Here is an 18,872-nt window from a genome sequence, read left to right on the forward strand (position 1 = left end):
ATTAATTTAAGTAGTAATAAAAATATATATTATGTGAAATCAAATGTTAAGCGCCAAATTTCGGTGATTATAACAAGTTTTTAACCGTTTAATAAGTTTTAGCCCCATACCTTCGCTGATAGGGCATCATAATAGTAAACTTCAAGATCACTCGTGCTTCTCCTTCCTTTTAATGCTTCAGCTACTGCAATAATACGCTGATTATCCGATGTGTCTGGGTTGCCGTAGATACTTACGTAAACACATTTAACCTTTCCAGAAGCGATTTTTTTAAGGACATGATCATCATTATCTGTAAATGAAACTCCAAAGGTAAATAGGCAATTGCCTCCTCCTTTTGTAACCACTTCCATCGTCTTACTGAAACTTTTATAAGAGTGGTAGAGATACCCGCAATGGGTAATCTTTTCTAGCTTTTTTTCACATTCTCCTTCTGAAACAAATAATGGAAACCGGCCTTCGGACAGCGCCTTTCTTGCCTGGTCAATTAATGAAACATTCTTATCGTTCCAAGTAAATTTCTCGAGAAAAGCACCATTGTCGTAAAGGTGTAGCGCACCATGAAGATAGTGAATGTTCTGGTGGTGGGCAGTAGATTCACCTTGCCAAGTCAGGTATTCAGAAACGTTGAACTCTCCATTTTGGAAATCTGTATCTCTGCCAAAACCATCCAATGGCTTCTGCTCTATAAGCTTATTCTCCATCCCATACATTACCGTCCAGTAGAGCAACAGATCGTAGTTAAAAGTATAAACCTTGCCTTTATGGTCCATAAAGTTCTTCAAAAAATTGATGCAGTGCAAATACTTGTTTTCTTCTATTTCCGAAGGAAATGCAGGGTGGTTCTCCGCCACCGTTCGAATCAATAGCTCCTTCAACTTAATTGCATCCTCACGCATCTTTTGCGCGACGTCTTCATGCCCATCAAGATATATTGGCAAAGCAACGCTTGCATTTTCCAGAGACCTAATTACCAACTCAAAATCCATTGTTCCTAATCTTTCAAAAAGAAGCTTTACTTCTGGAATTTCGGAGAAATCAGCACGGCCATAAAGGGAGGTATAGGTAAATATGCTTGGTATACAGGCGATGCTAAAACCATTTCCCAGCAACAGGTGCCGGGAAGCAAATTTCCCGGACTCTGTTAATGCCTGCTGAAAAGTCACAAGTTTAATCTTTATCATGACTTTGATTTTTTATTTAGGATAATCTCAGAAATGATGTAACGCAGTTTGTCCTTCAAGTCATAATCTATATCCAGTTCTTCTGCCTTTCTGCACATTTCCAATAACTTGGCAAAGTTCTCTATTGTATTGCTGATGCTCTTATTGAAAAGGTCTTTCACATTTTTCATACTCTTGAGTTCAGTTTTACTGTTTTCGAGCCTGAGTAGAATCTGCACCCTAAGTTCGTCAGGAGTTGTGATACCCTTTACCTTCTTTAGCTCATCAATGAAGTCATCTGTACTATGGATGACATCTTTGGAGTCCTTCACCATTGCAAGCACCCTGTCTGCTTTTGTATTATGCGGTATGACCAGTTCATTTTTGTAATCCGATTTTGAATCTGGGAAAATGTAGAATCCCCTCGATTCTTGGATTCCTACCTTAACTATGTTAAGGAACTTGAATGAGGCATTCCCAAGGTCATTTGTCGATACTACCGTAGACGAACTTACTTTTCCAAAGCCTTCAGCTTCTTTCAGTATTTTACTTTCTACAATCACCTCAAGCTTAGATGCGCTCAAAGCAGCGCTCGAAATGGCATAATTATCCCCTGGAAAATCCTTCATCATCTGATGGAATGTTAGCATAGCGACAACAAACGCAAAATCAACTCCATATTCGTTGTACTGATTAACAGAAGTGATTCCTCTCACAAAAAGTTCCCCATCATTCTCTATCAAACGATAACTTCTGGGTTTGCCTGGGACCCTTGCTTCAGCCGCCTGGCTCTTAAAATATTCGATGTTGTACCTCACGAGTTCAAACTGTTTTCCCTTGTACAAATGATTAGCATACTTGGCCATCTCATATTGGTTCAGGAACATATTCTTTGCATCATAAATGGCAAAAGCCTCTAGGTCATTGATGATTTCTCCATTTTCATTTAAGCACTCGTCGAAAACAAATTTTATAGGAGTACCAGCAATGCCCTCGACTTCGATTATCTGCTCCACTAGGGAAATATTCTTTCTGGCTGCCTGGATATTAAAGCGGCTGTTTTCCTTAAGGATTTTTGTAAGGCGGCTATAGACTGTATCGATGTGGTCAATTAGGATGAATTCATCTCCTATTTCTTCCGTTCCGAAAGTCTTTTCAATATTTTCCCTATAAGGATGCTTTTCAACTAAAGTCATCAAACTTTTGACCTTCAATCGGTGTTTACTATTTGACTCGTTCAAAAAAAGCGAGTTCTGACTAAATCTCTTTGTCATTTTTTTATTGTATAAATGGTAAAAAATTGCCTGCTATCAAGTTTAACTGATGCAAGTGGTTACAGTAAAATGATCTGACTGGTGAGGCATAGTTCAGATCCGCCCATGGGTCGGAAGGAAGGGGGTTATGTTAGAAAAATATAAAATGATTCTTGATTATGCGAAGTTTTTATATTTTTGCACTTGTTACTAGACAATGTTCATCTAACCCTATTGTTTTCTTTCGGCACAGATGAGTAAAATTTTTAGGTCCGGGATGCGCTAACATTCCGGCCCTTCATTTACCATCTCCATTTTAATCTTCTAAGTACTATTCATTTATAATGTTTAAATTTGAAATTAAATGTTATTGCTTACGTAAATCTTCAAAAAACTCTATTAGGTCGCATACAGAAAAATAGGGATTGCGCTTCGATAGCGGCAGTCCCTTCTCTTGGTTCTTCATTAAAATCCCTGCTCTTTTTTTTGCATTTTCTAGATTCGCCTTCAATTTCTCATATGGCTTGGACTTGGTTTTATGGTATTCTGGCCATAAGCTTTTTAGGTGTTCTATTGCCTCAGCACCATTGGCAAATGCCTTTCCACAATCTTCATAATGAAGAATGAACCAATGTTCGATGCAGATTGCACAAAACGCAGATTTCATCCCGTGACTTTCGATAATATCGAAGGCAACTTCAAGATGAGGGCTATTGTCATGGTCGAAGAAAAGCCAGATTGCATCATAGGCATTTCGATCCTTTTTTGCCTTTTTTGCTCTTCGTACTGCTTCATTAGCTAGATGTTTTGGGTCATTCTTTTGAGAATAATCAACTTCAACGGATACCGACCGCTGTACTGCACGAGGCAGTTCGCTATGAAGTGCCCGAGCATAATAATACTCGGTCAGCCCCTCACATAATATCAATATCCGCTGGTTAACTTTCATCTTTTTATTGTTGCATCTCGATTAAAAAGTCTACATCATTGATTATTGGTGTCGCTCCGAATCTTCCCGACTCATACCATTTATCCAAAGGTGTATTTAGACGGATACCCAAAATGTCCGAGCAACGAAATAGCTTAGTCGCGCCAAACTCACTTTTTTCAGCGAACCATACCTGATCTCTTCTAAAATTGTCGTTAGACAGCTGAGTAATATCATGGGTCGCAAAGAGAAGTTGAGCGTTGTTTTGATTTATGGTGTCGTTATGGAACAATTGGATTAAGAACTTGGTAATACTTGGGTGTAGGCTCTTTTCAAATTCATCCACAACAAGCACACCTCCTGTATCGAGCGTCTCTATAATTACACCACCTATTGCAAAAAGGCTTTTTGTTCCTGCAGATTCGTCTTGCACGTCGAAGTAGGCATTATCAACAGCATTTTCTCCATCAAAGACTGGATGGCTGGTCTTGATATCATATTTATAGTCTTCCTGAAACTTCTTTTTGATGTCCTCTGGCATGTTCCCTGGAAAATTATAGTTCTTCCAATCCACCTCTTCTACAGAAACAGAAGTAATTCCTGTATCCAAGGCGCAGATTAGCGCATTAAATCTTCTCGAAAATGTTGAGCCCTTGTCTTCTGCAAGCTTTCTCGCATACAACCTAGCCAAGTTGTTTTCATAGAAATCACCCATTATTGGATATACAGAAATACCCTTGGTAAAAAATCGGTATGCCTCCAACAACACATCGACATTGTTCTCGGCAGCCTTTGAAAGAAATAACTGGTTTGGCAAAAGCAATTTCTCAAGGGTTTTCCTTGCTCCTTTGTAATAATCACCGAACTTTATGTCTTTTCCTGCCAATCTAGAATAAAGCAAGGTTTTGGAACTGTTTGGATAGTAGAAAAGCTCTTCCATTTCGATCCTTTGTGAAGTAAACGAAACACGGTAATCATACTGTAGCTTGTTAGCTATGAAACTAATTTCAAACCTTACTGGATTACTGGCATATTTTCTTTCTAATCTATGAGGCTCATAAGGGTCGATCGTTTCGTCCGGTTTCCATCCAGAAGATTCAAGTACCAGATATTCTAAAGCTTTAATTCCCATTAAGAAAGCTGATTTACCAGAGGCATTCGGACCAAATATCACTGCCGATTTCAGGAGCTGTTTTTTGTTAGGAGCCTTAAAAAAGTTAGAGTTTAACCCTTTTAAGCCGGACTTAATCATATTAAGTTCAATCCTTTCACGGATTGACCTAAAGTTTGTTACTGCAAAGGATACTAACATAATAATTTAATTAATATACAAAAATATGAAATAAAAATTAAATTTGCAAATTTTGTGCAAATAATATCAATATATCATATAAAAATAATTTAGTAAGAATTGTTTTTCATTATTAGTTCATTAATATATCTCGTGTTTTGGATATCTAATTTATCGTAATTCGGTAGGGTAAAGCTACTCCAAAAGCTAAAAACAATCCCATTAATGCTTATTGGTGGCCCATCCCTCAATCCCAAATCTCACTAAATCCTCATCATCATCAAATTCTCACTTCTTAGGAGCGAAAACGGGAACATGCTTGGGAAAGAGTAATGGCGTTTCGCAGGCCGAAATCGCGAGTGGGGAATTGCTGTTTATCTGTAGAAAGACTAACTAGCTAAAAAGAGATGATGGATCAAAATATTTCTTTAGCGATAAAAACAACCTGTTTCCATCTTTTTTCGATATCGAATATCTCTTTTTCAATTCGCCAGTAAATGACATCTGGTCATCGATCTTTAGCGCTTCCCTAAATTGGTCGATTGTTAAGTTATAAGATTTAGATACAAACCTGTTGTAGAAGTCTTCCCTATCTAGCGCAAGCGTCCCGCTTGTAATGAAAATAATTAGCTCAATTAAAAGCCCCAAACATTATTTGAGGCTTTAAGTGGTCCCGACGAGAATCGAACTCATATCTAAAGTTTAGGAAACTTCTATTCTATCCGTTGAACTACGGGACCATTAGGATAAAGATTTTAGGAACTCTTTACCAAATGCTGCAAATATATAAAATTTATTTATTCAGAAATAAGCACTTCAGTAGCCACGCTATCCTCCACTTCAGTAGCTACGCTAGCTTCCTTTAAAGAAGTAATCTTTAAAATATAAGCCTTGCCCAAGCTAAACTTAAAATGGTTTTCTTGCAACAACTCTTTCACTTTCGGACTGCTCATTAAAACATCATATAAATCTCTAGCCACAGCAGAGCCAGAAATGTTGTTTTTTACTTTACCATTCGCAATCTCTAAGCTAAAGCTATAATCAGCTTTATTTCGGTTACCTAAACTGTGCAAATCAGACTTTGTAAAGTTAATTTCTTGTTCTTCAGTTAGGGCCTTTTTAAGTTGTATAGAAAATACAGGAAGGTATTTCTTCCAAAGCGGATAGTATAAGTTTATTGCGGTCATCATATAATGTAATTGTTTGTGTAGTTATCAGTTAAAAAAAGACGCATGAAAATGCTCGATTAAATCTGGCCTATGAAATTGCTTTCTCGCCTTACCACAATAGCGGTCAATAGATTTTTTCTTCTTCAGGTTCAGCACAGCCGCACCGAAGGTCTATCGCAAAGGTAGCTATTCCATTTAGTTAATCAGCCTTAACCAAGCAAAGAAATATTTATCTTCCAATTTTTCGCCTAAATCTATACCCCTTAAAACGAAAAAATAGTTATCTTGGAGGGTATTCCAATCGCCCATTGTTATGAAAAATGCTTTTCTATTTGTAGTGCTCACACTAACTGCACAAATCACTACCGCACAAATTAAAAACCCAGATTTTGAGCTTAAAAAAAGCCCAGAAAGCACATTGCCGGCAGATTGGAATGTTGTTCCAGTGCAAGGTTATTCCGCAACTTTAGTGAGCGACACTAAATATAGCGGGACGCAGGCCATGCAAATTACTGGGCAGGAAAATGTAAGCCAATTTTTAAGTATCTCACAAACTGTAGCCATTGAGGTGAAGGAACTGAAGCGCATTAAATTAACGGCTTATATTAAAACAGCAGCTATAACAGGCAGCGTAGCCCTATGGTGCCAATTGTGGAATGCAGAGAACAAACAAGTAGGTTTCGAGAATTTAGGAATGCAGGGCCAAGTAATTAAAGGCACAACCGACTGGAAAAAATATACCCTAACCCTAACCGTTAACCCAAGCATAAAAAAGCTTTTCTTTGGCCTTTATTCTATGGGGGCAGGAGTTACTTGGGCAGATAACTTTGCCATTGAAGAATTTGAAGGAAACGAAACACCTGCTACTGCAGCAGTACTCAAATACAGCAAAGAGTTTAATGCAATTGTTAAAAAGCATTCTATTTATACAGACTCCTTAAATTGGCCAGCCATTGAAGCTGACTTAGCGGCATTAGGTAAAGGCTTAAAAACGGTAGAAGATGCCCAAGTATTAACTGGTTATGTGTTGCAGCAATTAAGAAAGGCAGGAGATAACCACTCCTTTTACCAAAACAAAGAAAGGGCACAAAGCTATGCCAGCGGCAATACTGTTGCCGATACCGTAAGCGCTAAACTAGTAGACAATAATATAGGTTACATTGTGGTACCTGCATTCGGCTCTGTAAATAAAGAAGTAAGCGAAGCCTTTGCGCAAAAGATCCAAACCCTAATTAAACAGTTAGATACGCAACAGGATATTAAGGGTTGGGTGGTAGATTTAAGAAGAAATGGGGGAGGAAACATGTACCCAATGATAGCCGGCCTTAAACCCTTAATTGGAAACGGAACTTTAGGTTATTTTGTGAAAGGGAAAGACAAAAATGAATGGAAATCTTCTGTTAATGTAAAGGAACCTTATGCCCTAAAAAAGCCAGAACCTAAAATAGCCGTATTGGTAGGCCCAAGAACAGGAAGTAGTGGCGAAATGACGGCGATTACATTTATTGGGAATAAAAATACAAAGCTATTTGGTCAGGCAACTGCAGGTTATGTAACCGCAAATGGCATGTATGCTTTATCAGATGGTGCGAAATTACTGCTAGCTTCTAGTTATAGCGCAGATAAAAATGGCAAGAAATACGTAGACCGAATTTATCCTGAAGTATTGGTAAAAGAAGTTGCTGGTCAGGATGAAACTAGGAAACAAGCCATCGCCTGGTTACTAGAAAAATAAGAACACGGTTAAGCTAAACCCAACCGTGCCCTTATTTACAACTGAACTGCCTTATTCAATTGTAATGCTGTCCATAGCCTTTGCCAAAGCATGCTCTTGTACTTCCGGCATAGCCGTTCCCTCTACCCGAATTACGGTAACATCGGTCATCCCTAAAAAGCCTAAAATTGCTTTAAGATAAGGCGCTACAAAATCCATTGCCTGCATGGCGCCTTCAGAGTAGATCCAGCCAGAAGATAGGGCAATGTAAACCTTCTTGTTTTTGATCAATCCCTCTGGGCCATTCTCTGTAACTTTAAACGTATGGTTGTTTCTCGAAATGTGATCAATCCAGGCCTTAAGCGTAGAGTGGATGCCGAAATTATACAATGGCGCACCAATTACAATAATATCTGCCTCCATCATTTCGGCAATAGCCTCATCAGAATGTTGTACCGCTAAAACACTTTCAGGTGTTCTGGCTTCGGCAGGTGTAAAAAAAGCAGTTAAATGGGCCTCTTCTAAATGCGGAAACTGCTTTTGTACCAAATTGCTTTCTTTTACCGTACTATCGGGATAAGCCTCTTTTATTTTTGCGATAATGCCATTGCCCAATTTGATGCTGTATGAGGCATCGCCCCTTGGACTCGAAATAATATGTAATATCTTTTTCATTGCTTTAATATTTATGTGGACAAATCTATTTACATTTGGTTATAAAATATTAGTAGTATACAAAAGGTTAGTGGTAACCTTTAGTTTAGTTTACTATATATCAATTAGTTATGACAAAAGACGCCAAAATTTCAGAAGAATGTAATGCAGTGCTTAGCCCAATTGGTGATGCACTTTATGTAATAGGGGGTAAATGGAAATTGAGGGTAATTGTAGCTTTAAAGGAAGGCTGTAAACGGTTCAACGAAATTCAACGAACCATTGATGGGATCTCTGCCCGGGTACTTTCTGCAGAATTGAAGGAGTTAGAATTGAATGGCTTTGTAAAAAGAATTGTGCACCATACGCAAACTCCGGTAGTGGTAGAATATCAGATTACACCCTATGCCGATACCTTGAGTGAGGTATTACAAGCCTTAGCAAATTGGGGTACCATGCACAGAGATAAATTACGAAAAGAACGTTAAGCTGTTGCGCTAATGATGGAGGTATCTTTTAAAAACTGAACACTTTGTCCTTTCAATAAACCAGTAACTTTGCCATTTACACTTTGTTCGCATTTCAATACATACAGCGCTTTTGTATCTGCTGGTAAGGCCGAAAAACCATAGCTAACCTCTCCCGTTTTTTCGCCCGCTATTGCAATTTCAATAACCTCTGATGGGTAAGCATTTAATAAAGTAGCATCTGCGGCAATCCGCAGGATACTCAACTTATAATCCATGTTTTTATTTAAATAGTAATTCAGCATCACGTCAGGACTAGGCTTGTCTGCTGTGTTAGTGGTAGAAACACTAAAGCGACCATGCGCCGAAGCGGGGTAATCAATCCTCATGTCAAAGTGGTTAAAACCTTCGTAATTGTAGGCTATTCCAGCTTTTTTCTGCTGGCGGAAAACAGAAACCAACCTGCTCCAGAATTTGCCATCTTTAAAATTAGGTGCAAGTTCATTTACTGCATCAAATATAATTTTCGCCATTAAATTGGCTTCAGTCTGATTGGAAGAACTCGCAATCATGCCATCAGATTTTTCCCAAACTGTTCTTTTTCCTCTGCTATGAAAACCATAAGCTTTGCTATCTACAAAAGTGACATCGCCTAGGGTACCACTTAATTTAACAATTGAACGTGCCTTTGCCATAAAAAACGTATATTTATTTTGATTATACAATTTAAGACGTTTCTGTCGACTTTCCAAATTTTTTCATGATGCTTACCGCGACCTTAAGGCGACATTACGGCGACCTTACCGCGACTTGTGTTCGTGTCTGCTCCTATACTAGTCCCATACAAAGTCGTACCTAGTTCGTATTTGCTGCTGCCCAACGTTTGCTTTTGTTGTAGGCAGTAGGCCCAGATTCGACATTTCACCGAAGAAAAGACGAACCAGATACGACGCAGGTACGACTTTGGTAATAGCTTGGTATAACGGAGAAAGCACCAAATGACGATGAAACGATAGCCCCTGTCATGAGCCTGTCCAAGCACCTTTTATTAAGTGCAAGCGCACAACCTTGCCTCGGCTCATCGCCACCGAGAGGCTCCTTCGTTTTTCACGGTTATCATTTTAGGGGTGTTCAAGATTGCTGCGCAATATCTCCTTGATGATAAAGAAGCAAACAATCAAGAAAGAACGATGCTTCTGCCCACAAGCTTACGCATGGCCCGCCGTTCTTTCATCCTTGCGCTCTTTGGGACAGTGGGGAATAGGAAGAATGGGTACTTTTGGTTAGAAACCATGCCTTGCTCCTTCGACAAGTTATGGGAAAACATGTAGGCTACCGTTTATTGCAGCAACTCTCCCTTCTTTCCAACATTGATAGCAGGCAGGGCTTATCCAGCAACGGAAGAAAAACTGGCAAATGAGGGCTTGAGGGAGGGAAAAGGCATAGCTGTTTTGCCCTTCAGCAAAACCGTAGCCTGTGTTTGCCAGTTTTGTGAAGGGCTAGAGCGCAAGGTTGCCTAGGAGAAGCCGAAAGGGTTTGCCTTCTTTGCCCTTCAAAATGCAAGGCATTCTTGAACACCCCTAAAATATACGCACGTGAAAAACAGGTTGCCTCGCGGCAAAGAGCGTTTAGAGTTAGTTATTTAGGTGTCAAGCTGAGCCTGTCGAAGTATCTTTAGTTAGCGTCAACGCATAGGCCTGCCTCGGCTCGCCGCCGCCGAGAGGCTCTTTCTTTTCTCTTGATAGAAAAGAAACAAAAGATCAAGAAAGAACGATGCTTCCGCCCGCAAGGCTATCGCATGGCCCGCCGTTCTTTCATCCTTGCGCTCTTTGGGACAGTGGGAAATAGGAAGAATGGGTGCTTTTGGTTAGAAACCATGCCTTGCTCCTTCGGCAAGTTATGGGAAAACATATAGGCTACTGTTTATTGCAGCAACTCTACCTTCTTTCCAACGTTGATAGCAGGCAGGGCTTATCCAGCAACGGAAGAAAAACTGGCAAATGAGGGCTTGAGGGAGGGAAAAGGCATAGCTGTTTTGCCCTTCAGCAAAACCGTAGCCTGTGTTTGCCAGATTTGTGAGAGGACTAGAGCGCAAGGTTGCCTAGGAGAAGCCGAAGGGTTTGCCTTCTTTGCGCCTCAAAATGCAACGCATTCTTGAACACCCCTAAAATATAAGAACGTGAAAAACAGGTTGCCTCGCGGCAAAGAGCGTTTAGAGCTAGTTCTTCAGTTGCCATGCCTGTCGAAGACCATGTAAAACATTTATGTAGACTAAACACTAGCTCATACCTTTCAACACCCTTTGTCAGTCTGAGCCTGTCGAAGACCCTTACAGCTTTGTATGTTTCACCACCCTTGTCAGCCTGAGCCTGTCGAAGACCCTTAAAGCATTTTATGTTTAGCACCCCTTGTCAGTCTGAGCCTGTCGAAGACCATGCGATAAATACCCACCCTTCGCAATCGCCTAAGCTTGTCTCAAATACCCCCTTATAATGTCGCTTTAACGGTTGGTTAATTACTCCTTATTCAGCAAATTTGTGTGGTACATTCATTACTCTTATGAAAGCGATTAAATTAGTTATCTTACTTATGGTTATGGCAAATCATTTAGCTCAGGCACAAGACACAGGAAAATATGCAACCGTAAATGGCTTAAAAATGTATTATGAAATTCATGGTACAGGTAGTCCATTGGTTTTAATTCATGGCGGAGGCTCAACCATCTACACTAATTTTGGGCGGATTATCCCCTTCTTGGCCAAAACACATCAGGTAATTGCGGTAGAGCTGCAAGCACATGGCCATTCTGGAGATAGAGCTGCGCCAGAAACTTTTCAGCAAGATGCAGATGACGTTGCTGCCTTACTTAAACACTTAAACATAGCAAAAGCAGATATTTTTGGATTTAGCAATGGTGGGCAAACCACAATGGAAATAGGCATGCGCCATCCAAATATGGTAAATAAACTAATTGTAGCCTCTGCATTTTATAAAAGAGATGGCGCACCTGCCGGATTTTGGGAAATGATGGCAAATGCAAAATTTAGTGATATGCCGCAAGTTTATAAAGATGAGTTCCTTAAAGTAAACAACAATCCTGCAGCACTGATGAATATGTTTACCAAAGATTCGCAACGCATGCAAAACTTTAAAGATTGGAAAGCAGCAGATTTAAAGGCCATTAAAGCTCCTGTATTGGTGTTAATTGGCGATCAAGATTTACCAACGCCAGAACATGCGGTAGAAATGTATCGCCTTTTCGAAAAAGGTCGTTTGGCCATTTTACCAGGCACGCATGGAAGTTATTTAGGTGAGATCATGACAAGTAATCCTAACCTAGAAACGCTACAATATTTTACTGCAGTGCTGAATGAATTTCTGGCAGCCAAATAAAACAAGCTTAAGAAAACAGCGCACCATTTCACAAGTTCACACATAACAAAACTATGTTTACCTGTTGCGGTAAAAATTTGGAAAATAACTTAAAATAAATATATTTGTATGTACACACATACCATCAAAGTTTTAAGCAATTTTGTGAAACCAAATTTATGGCTGCGAGTAAAAACCCCTTCTTTCTCAAATTTTGTGCGCTACTGTTCTTAGGGATACCATTGCTAAGAGCTACGGCCTATGCCCAGCTTAAAAAACCAAACGTAATTGTAATTGTAGCAGATGACCATGCTTATCAGGCCATCAGCGCCTATGGATCCAAGCTCATTCACACCCCAAACATAGATCGTATTGCAAAAGAAGGGATGTTAATGAAAGAAGCTGCGGTAACCAACTCCGTCTGCAGCCCCAGTAGGGCAGTGTTGTTGACAGGAAAATATTCCCATCTCAATGGGATGAAAGACAATGGTACTTATTTTAATGGGGCGCAAGAAACATTACCAAAAATTTTCAAAAGGAATGGCTATCATACCGCAATAGTAGGCAAATGGCACCTGTTTAGTACACCAACAGGTTTCGACTATTGGAATATCTTACCAGATCAAGGTAATTACTACAACCCAGCCTTTAAAAAGAATGGCAAAGACACCACCTATACCGGCTACGTAAGTGATGTGATTACAGATATGGCGCTAGACTGGATCACCAAGAATAAAGATGAGGCCCCATTTTTTTTAATGTTGCACCACAAGGCGCCGCACCGAAATGTAATGCCGCCATTAAAATACCTAGACAAATTTAACGACCAGAAATTTAAGTTGCCTGTTAATTTTTATGATGATTACCAAGGCAGGAAAGCTTTACAAATACAACAGGTAACCATGAAAGATCATTTGGATATCCGTTATGACAGTAAAATACCCTGTGATACCTGCCCCATTAATAACGTAAATGACTGGGCACCTGCGGAGTACGAAAGAGAGATACAACGACTAAAACCAGAAGAGCGAAAAATATGGGATGCCGCTTACCAAAAGGAGTACGCCATTTTTAAAACCTTACATACAAAAGATGAGGTAGTAAGATTTCAATTTCAACGCTACATGGAGGATTACCTGCGAGTGGTTAATTCTTTAGATGATAACATTGGAAGGGTACTGCAGTACCTGCAAGACCAACATTTGGCAGAAAATACCATCGTGGTTTACCTCTCTGATCAAGGATTTTATTTGGGAGAGCATGGCCTGTACGACAAGCGGTTTATGTACACAGAATCGTTTAGAACACCAATGATGATCAAATATCCAGCTGGTTTTAAAGGGGGGCAAAAAACGAGTGCTGCTGTACTTAACCTAGACATTGCACCAACTTTATTAGACCTTTCTGGGATCAATGTTCCCAAGGATATGCAGGGTGCTTCAATGAAAAAGCTCCTTACTACAGGCAAGGATAAGGATTGGAGAAAAGAAGTGTATTACCATTATTATGAAAAATCTTTCGGCTTAACCAAACATTATGGCATAAAAACAGAAAGGTATAAATTGATACATTTTTACGATCCGGTTGATGCTTGGGAGTTATACGACCTTAAAAGAGACCCAACAGAGATGCACAACTTATATAACGATCCAAAACAAGCAGCACTCCTTATAACTTTAAAAGAAAGGTTAACAGCTTTGCAAATAAAGTATAAAGACGAGCCCTAAAATGCTACCCATTCTATTTTCAAACCCATATTCCAATTAAATGATGAAACGAATTGCTTTACTAATCCTCCTATTGGTAGCTGTGACAGGCTCACTTTGTGCCCAGCAACTAAATGTAGCAACTTATAACCTGCGTTATGATAACCAATCAGACTCTGTTGCGGGCAATGGTTGGCGTTTGCGCTATCCTGTTATTGCCCAACTCATTAAGTTCAATGAACTGGATGTTTTTGGCGTGCAGGAAGGTTTTCACCACATGTTAAATAACCTTTCGGATAGTTTACCTGGTTACAAATGGATTGGTGTAGGAAGAGATGGAGGGCAAAAAGGCGAGCATTCGGCCATATATTACAAAGAGGCAAAGTTTAAACTTTTAAAAAGTGGTAATTTTTGGCTTTCACCAACTGATACCGAAAAGCCAAATGTAGGTTGGGATGCTGCGCTAACTCGGGTGTGTACCTGGGCACAATTTAAGGAGATTAAAACAGGGTTTGTGTTTAATTTTTTTAACGTACACATGGACCATGTGGGTTTACTAGCTCGACGTGAAAGTGCCAAACTCATCATGGCTAAAATGAAACAGATGACGGGCAACACGCCTACCATTCTAACAGGAGATTTTAATACAGATCAAAATTCTGAGGCTTATCAAACGCTAAATGAATCGGGCTTGTTAAAAGATAGTTTTGTTTTATCGCCCATAAAACTGGCTACAGGACCTACTTTTAATGGTTTTAAGATTGAAAGTAAAAGTAATGCCCGTATTGATCATGTTTTTGTAACCAAGCAATTTAAGGTAAAACGCTATGGCATATTAACCAATTTATTTAATGGCAAATTGCCCTCAGATCACTATCCTGTGGTGGTTACGTTAAATTATTAGCCAGAGATTAATCTCTTCGGCTTTCTACGGTATATACAAAGCTATCGGCCCTGTAATAGCCCAGGTTAAATTCAATTGGTCTATCTCCTTGATCGTAAACAAAGCGTTTCCTCACCAAAATGGCAGAACCAGGCTCTACCTCTAGTTTGGCACTGATAAATTTATCCGCTTCTTTTGCACTTATCTCTTCTTTAGACAGATTGGCAACCACAGAGTGGTCCTTTTCTAAGATTTCATAAAGCGGGCGTTTAAAATCTTCTTCCCCCGTTAAGCCAACTCTAGGATGGAAATAAGAAATAAAGTAAACAAACGGACCTTCTAATCTTCCTCTTAATCGCTCTAACTTTAAAACCTTTTTATCGGCACTAATGTCAAAAAAGTGGGCCAGTTTTTCATCTGGCGTTACCCAGCTAATGTGAAGCTCAAAGTTCTTGATTGGAATGCCCCTAGCTTGCATTTCTTGAGAAAAACTTAACCAATTGTTAGATTTAGAGCTCACAGAAACCTCTGCAACCTTAGTTCCAATGCCCTTTTTTCTAATCAGTAAGCCCTCATAAACCAATTTATTTAAGGCCTGCCTTAATGTTGTTCTAGAAATGGCCAACTGTTTAGCCATGTCTACCTCATTAGGAAGAAACTTTGTAGCGTACTGTGGATCCTTAATTAGATTTCGCAACAATTCCTCTGCCTGTATGTGTAATGGAATGTGGCTTTTGTGGTCAATAGAAAATTTCATCTGAATGTTAACAAGCAATTAAGCTAATAAAAAATTATATAGCAAAAGTAAATAAATATTTGTTTTTAATAAGAATGTTTATATGTTTGTACATGACCATTGTATAAACCCTTAATATCCTCAGTATGAAATTGGTAAAACCCTATTCAAAAAGAAAGGAAACATTGGATGTCAATATTCGCAATGTTTCTGATTTACCTTAAGTAATTCGAATGCCGAAGTACCATACTTCATGATCAATACCAAAAGCCTACAATCAAATTCAAGTATTAAACCAAATTGAGTTAGCATTATTAATTATGAAATCATTTTTACTTAATCGCCTCAGCAAAAAAGAACTGAACCAATCTAGTTTGCTGTCGCACAATTCTGAGCTGCACCACAGGCCTTCGCGCTACAAGCTGCAGCCGTTTAAATTATTAGTCTGTTCTATCTTTTTAATGTGCTGCATAGGTAGTGCAGCCTTTGCCCAAACGGTGAAGATTACAGGAACTGTAAAAGATGATACAGGATCACTGCCAGGGGTAGGAGTTACCGTAAAAGGGACTAAAAATGCAACCACTACTGCAGCAGATGGAAAATTTGCCATTACCGCCAATGTTGGAGAAACGCTTGTATTTACCATGATTGGTTATAAAACCAATGAAGTTATTATCACCAATCAGACACAAATAGATGTTACCTTAACTTCTACTGCCTCAGATCTAAATGAAGTGGTTGTAGTAGGTTATGGTTCACAGAAAAAATCAACCTTAACAGGCGCTGTTTCAGTTATAACTTCCAAAGAAATTGTAACTACAAAGAACGAGAATGTTCAGAATATGTTAACGGGTAAAATTGCGGGTGTTCGTGTGGTACAAAATAGTAGTGAGCCCGGAAGTTTCAATACCACTTTTGATGTAAGGGGTTTAGGCTCTCCATTGGTAGTAATTGATGGGGTAGTTAGAAACAATTTTTCACGTTTAAGCGCAGAAGACATTGAAAGTATTACCGTACTAAAAGATGCATCTGCCGCTATTTATGGGGTTCGCTCTGCAAATGGGGTGGTTTTAATTACCACAAAAAAAGGAGCAAAAGGATCGGTACAGTTAAACTATAATGGTTCTTACTCGGTTCAAAGACCTTCTTACATGCCAAAATCGGTTGATATTTTTCAATACATGACTTTGGCCAACGAAATTCAAATGCACAACATTGGAGCTGGCGTAAAAGGAACTACCCGTTTCACTGCGGCAGATTTTGAGGCTTATAGGTCAGGTGCTAAAGTTGCTTCAGATTGGAATGGAACAGTATTGAGATATTCTGCTCCTCAACAACAGCATGATATCAGCGCATCTGGCGGAAGCGAAAACACCAATTATTTTGCAAGTTTGGGCATTCAAGATCAAGATGGTTTTTTTAAATCGGATGACCTAAAGTATAAACGCTACAACCTAAGGACAAACCTAACGAGCAAGCTTTCCAAAAATTTAACCTTTGATGTGAATTTAAATGGAATTATTGACCAAAAGAACCAACTCTTAGAAGACACCTACTGGGTAATTAGAAGTACTTGGTACCAAGCACCAACTGAACCTATTTTTGCAAATGGCAATAGAGAATATTTAGCAAACGTACCAAGTTCATTAAATGCTTATGCACATGCCAATGCAGATGTAAGTGGTTATAAAATTCTGCAAAACAAATGGTTCCAATCTACCACAAGTTTAACTTACGACCTGCCTTTTATTAAAGGTTTAAGTTTAAAAGGTTTGTTTAGCTATGATTACCAAGTTGCTACTAACAAGATTTATAACAAAACCTATAATTTATACACCTATACTGCAGCAACCAATACTTATAATCCCTTCTTACAAAAATCTCCATCTACCATTAGAAGAGAGTTTTATGAGTACCCAACAAGCTTATTCCAAGGATCAGCTAATTACAACAAATCTTTTGGTTCACACAACGTAAGCGGATTGGTATTGTATGAAACAAGTACCTTAAAAGGAGACAATTTTCAAGCGCAAAGAGAGCTTTCTATCCCAGTTGATCAATTATTGGCAGGTAATAGCTTAAATCAAATTGGATCAATGTCTACCAACCAGCTTAACCTGTTCGAAAACAAAACCGCTTCCTATGTTGGAAAGTTCACCTATGATTATGCGGGTAAATATTTAGCAGAATTTGGTTTTAGAACAGATGGCTCTTCTAAATTTACGGCAAATAAACAATATGGTTTCTTCCCTTATGGTTCTGTAGGTTACCGCATATCAGAAGAAAAATTCTGGAAAGATTCGCCACTTAAATTTATCAATACCTTTAAATTTCGCGGTTCTTATGGTAAGCTAGGAGATGATGGTTCTTTAACTTATCAATTCCTTACAGGTTATACCTATCCATCTACAGGAACACCTACTGCTACGCCTGCAGGGTCGGTATTTGATGGAAATTTCATCAACGGCGCTACAAGCAGGGGCTTAGCCAATCCTTTTATCAGCTGGATAGAAGCCAAAACACTTGATATTGGTGTTGATGCTGAAGCTTGGAATGGTTTAATTGGCTTCTCGTTAGATTATTTTGTAAGAAACAGAAGCGGATTATTGGCTACACAAGCTACTACGTTACCCGATGTTGTGGGCGCTAATTTCCCTCAAGAAAACCTAAATGGTGACCGTTCTAGAGGTATCGATTTAGAAATTAACCATCGCAATCAATTGGGTAAATTCTTCTATTCTGTTAAAGGTACAATGGGCATTACCCGTACCATGAACACTACCCGTGTTGCTGCCCGAGCTGGTAACTCTTACCTCAATTGGAACAATAGCACCTTTACCCAAAACCGCTGGAATAACTTGTATTGGGGTTATGGCGCAACTGGACAATTTGAGGATTGGAATGCCATTAGAAACAGTTCTATTTATGTGCCAAGAAACACTGTTGTAGGTGATTATAGATATGAAGATTGGAATGGAGATGGAAATATAAATATTTTAGATAACCACCCAATTTCTACTTCTGGCTTACCTACCCTAACCTACGGTTTAACTTTGGCAGCAAGTTATGGCGCATGGGATTTCAATACCACCATCAGTGGTGCTGGTAATGTTTACGTTTCTTACTTTGAACAGTTAAATACCCCACTTTGGGCAGGCGGTAATGCTTTAGAGCAATTCTTAGATAGGTACCATCCTGCAGACCCAACAGCAGATCCATATGATCCAAATACACAATGGATACCCGGCTATTATGCCTATACAGGAACTGTTCCTTTTACCAATACATTAGCTAACGCACAAAACGCAAAATATTTTAGAATCAAGACCATAGAGCTTGGCTATAGTTTACCACAAAAAGTATATAACCGTTTAGGTATAAAGGGACTAAGGGTTTATGCCAATGGTTTTAATGTGCTTACCATTACCGATCTTAAATTCTTAGATCCAGAACACCCATCAAGTGATTTTGGATACGTTTATCCGCTGGATAAGAAATTCACTTTTGGTGTAAACATTAAACTTTAATTACAAAGC

14 protein-coding genes and 1 tRNA gene are annotated in these 18,872 nt (G+C 39.1%); 6 read left to right on the forward strand and 9 right to left on the reverse strand.

Translation table 11 applies throughout. From position 1 onward, the window contains the following. Positions 1 to 98 precede the first annotated feature (98 nt). The 6 genes from FA048_RS04065 to FA048_RS04090 all read right to left on the reverse strand — a co-directional run bounded on the left by FA048_RS04065 (position 99) and on the right by FA048_RS04090 (position 5,825). The gene (locus FA048_RS04065) at positions 99 to 1,184 is read right to left on the reverse strand and encodes a DUF4917 family protein (protein ID WP_205943416.1); all 1,086 of its coding nucleotides are present in this window, start codon (positions 1,182 to 1,184) and stop codon (positions 99 to 101) included. Then, a complete protein-coding gene (locus FA048_RS04070) occupies positions 1,181 to 2,359 on the reverse strand; it encodes a hypothetical protein (RefSeq protein WP_136838926.1) in 1,179 nt (392 codons plus the stop codon). Before FA048_RS04070 ends, FA048_RS04065 begins: the two co-directional genes overlap by 4 nt. A 424-nt stretch (positions 2,360 to 2,783) precedes the next feature. Further along, a complete protein-coding gene (locus FA048_RS04075; RefSeq protein WP_136838927.1) occupies positions 2,784 to 3,365 on the reverse strand; it encodes an RloB family protein in 582 nt (193 codons plus the stop codon). 4 nt (positions 3,366 to 3,369) lie between these two features. After that, positions 3,370 to 4,656, reverse strand: a complete 1,287-nt coding sequence (locus tag FA048_RS04080; protein WP_136838928.1) for an AAA family ATPase — start codon at positions 4,654 to 4,656, stop codon at positions 3,370 to 3,372. A 647-nt stretch (positions 4,657 to 5,303) separates the two neighbouring features. Further along, positions 5,304 to 5,375: transfer RNA gene (locus tag FA048_RS04085), tRNA-Arg, on the reverse strand. 57 nt (positions 5,376 to 5,432) lie between these two features. Beyond that, positions 5,433 to 5,825 carry a hypothetical protein gene (locus tag FA048_RS04090; RefSeq protein WP_136838929.1) on the reverse strand — a complete coding sequence of 131 codons (393 nt, stop codon included), beginning with the start codon at positions 5,823 to 5,825 and terminating at the stop codon, positions 5,433 to 5,435. A gap of 292 nt (positions 5,826 to 6,117) precedes the next feature. Between FA048_RS04090 and FA048_RS04095 the strand changes: the two genes are divergently transcribed. Next, complete coding sequence (locus FA048_RS04095) at positions 6,118 to 7,539, forward strand: S41 family peptidase (RefSeq protein WP_136838930.1); 1,422 nt, start codon at positions 6,118 to 6,120, stop codon at positions 7,537 to 7,539. Between the two features lie 51 nt (positions 7,540 to 7,590). Here the strand turns inward: FA048_RS04095 and FA048_RS04100 are convergent, their stop codons facing one another. Then, positions 7,591 to 8,193, reverse strand: a complete 603-nt coding sequence (locus tag FA048_RS04100; protein WP_136838931.1) for an FMN-dependent NADH-azoreductase — start codon at positions 8,191 to 8,193, stop codon at positions 7,591 to 7,593. 110 nt (positions 8,194 to 8,303) lie between these two features. On the opposite strand from FA048_RS04100, the gene FA048_RS04105 reads away from it, so the two are divergent. Beyond that, the gene (locus FA048_RS04105; protein WP_136838932.1) at positions 8,304 to 8,660 is read left to right on the forward strand and encodes a winged helix-turn-helix transcriptional regulator; all 357 of its coding nucleotides are present in this window, start codon (positions 8,304 to 8,306) and stop codon (positions 8,658 to 8,660) included. Here FA048_RS04105 and FA048_RS04110 read toward each other — a convergent pair. Next, on the reverse strand, positions 8,657 to 9,334 hold the full coding sequence (locus FA048_RS04110; protein WP_136838933.1) for a hypothetical protein: 678 nt from the start codon (positions 9,332 to 9,334) through the stop codon (positions 8,657 to 8,659). The two genes, FA048_RS04105 and FA048_RS04110, sit on opposite strands and share 4 nt — an antisense overlap. 1,900 nt (positions 9,335 to 11,234) lie before the next feature. On the opposite strand from FA048_RS04110, the gene FA048_RS04115 reads away from it, so the two are divergent. The 3 genes from FA048_RS04115 (at position 11,235) to FA048_RS04125 (ending at position 14,621) form a co-directional block, all read left to right on the forward strand. Then, positions 11,235 to 12,032 (forward strand): alpha/beta fold hydrolase, encoded by a 798-nt coding sequence (locus FA048_RS04115; protein WP_205943417.1) that lies wholly within the window; start codon positions 11,235 to 11,237, stop codon positions 12,030 to 12,032. 158 nt (positions 12,033 to 12,190) lie between these two features. Next, on the forward strand, positions 12,191 to 13,738 hold the full coding sequence (locus FA048_RS04120) for a sulfatase family protein (RefSeq protein WP_136838935.1): 1,548 nt from the start codon (positions 12,191 to 12,193) through the stop codon (positions 13,736 to 13,738). A 40-nt stretch (positions 13,739 to 13,778) separates the two neighbouring features. Further along, positions 13,779 to 14,621, forward strand: coding sequence for an endonuclease/exonuclease/phosphatase family protein (locus FA048_RS04125; RefSeq protein ID WP_136838936.1), 843 nt, complete (start codon positions 13,779 to 13,781; stop codon positions 14,619 to 14,621). 7 nt (positions 14,622 to 14,628) lie between these two features. Here the strand turns inward: FA048_RS04125 and FA048_RS04130 are convergent, their stop codons facing one another. After that, a complete protein-coding gene (locus tag FA048_RS04130; RefSeq protein WP_136838937.1) occupies positions 14,629 to 15,357 on the reverse strand; it encodes a GntR family transcriptional regulator in 729 nt (242 codons plus the stop codon). Positions 15,358 to 15,797: 440 nt separating this feature from the next. Between FA048_RS04130 and FA048_RS04135 the strand changes: the two genes are divergently transcribed. Further along, a complete protein-coding gene (locus tag FA048_RS04135) occupies positions 15,798 to 18,863 on the forward strand; it encodes a SusC/RagA family TonB-linked outer membrane protein (protein WP_169306810.1) in 3,066 nt (1,021 codons plus the stop codon). Positions 18,864 to 18,872: the final 9 nt, after the last annotated feature.

This window comes from Pedobacter polaris (assembly GCF_005116505.1).
In the GTDB taxonomy this organism is placed as follows: Bacteria; Bacteroidota; Bacteroidia; order Sphingobacteriales; family Sphingobacteriaceae; genus Pedobacter; species Pedobacter polaris.

Bases quoted from the DNA above. Each gene is read 5' to 3' on its own strand.
- FA048_RS04065 (WP_205943416.1), bottom strand. From the start codon at position 1,184: ATGATAAAGATTAAACTTGTGACTTTTCAGCAGGCATTAACAGAGTCC.
- FA048_RS04070 (WP_136838926.1), bottom strand. From the start codon at position 2,359: ATGACTTTAGTTGAAAAGCATCCTTATAGGGAAAATATTGAAAAGACT.
- FA048_RS04075 (WP_136838927.1), bottom strand. From the start codon at position 3,365: ATGAAAGTTAACCAGCGGATATTGATATTATGTGAGGGGCTGACCGAG.
- FA048_RS04080 (WP_136838928.1), bottom strand. From the start codon at position 4,656: ATGTTAGTATCCTTTGCAGTAACAAACTTTAGGTCAATCCGTGAAAGG.
- FA048_RS04090 (WP_136838929.1), bottom strand. From the start codon at position 5,825: ATGATGACCGCAATAAACTTATACTATCCGCTTTGGAAGAAATACCTT.
- FA048_RS04095 (WP_136838930.1), top strand. From the start codon at position 6,118: ATGAAAAATGCTTTTCTATTTGTAGTGCTCACACTAACTGCACAAATC.
- FA048_RS04100 (WP_136838931.1), bottom strand. From the start codon at position 8,193: ATGAAAAAGATATTACATATTATTTCGAGTCCAAGGGGCGATGCCTCA.
- FA048_RS04105 (WP_136838932.1), top strand. From the start codon at position 8,304: ATGACAAAAGACGCCAAAATTTCAGAAGAATGTAATGCAGTGCTTAGC.
- FA048_RS04110 (WP_136838933.1), bottom strand. From the start codon at position 9,334: ATGGCAAAGGCACGTTCAATTGTTAAATTAAGTGGTACCCTAGGCGAT.
- FA048_RS04115 (WP_205943417.1), top strand. From the start codon at position 11,235: ATGGCAAATCATTTAGCTCAGGCACAAGACACAGGAAAATATGCAACC.
- FA048_RS04120 (WP_136838935.1), top strand. From the start codon at position 12,191: ATGGCTGCGAGTAAAAACCCCTTCTTTCTCAAATTTTGTGCGCTACTG.
- FA048_RS04125 (WP_136838936.1), top strand. From the start codon at position 13,779: ATGATGAAACGAATTGCTTTACTAATCCTCCTATTGGTAGCTGTGACA.
- FA048_RS04130 (WP_136838937.1), bottom strand. From the start codon at position 15,357: ATGAAATTTTCTATTGACCACAAAAGCCACATTCCATTACACATACAG.
- FA048_RS04135 (WP_169306810.1), top strand. From the start codon at position 15,798: ATGTGCTGCATAGGTAGTGCAGCCTTTGCCCAAACGGTGAAGATTACA.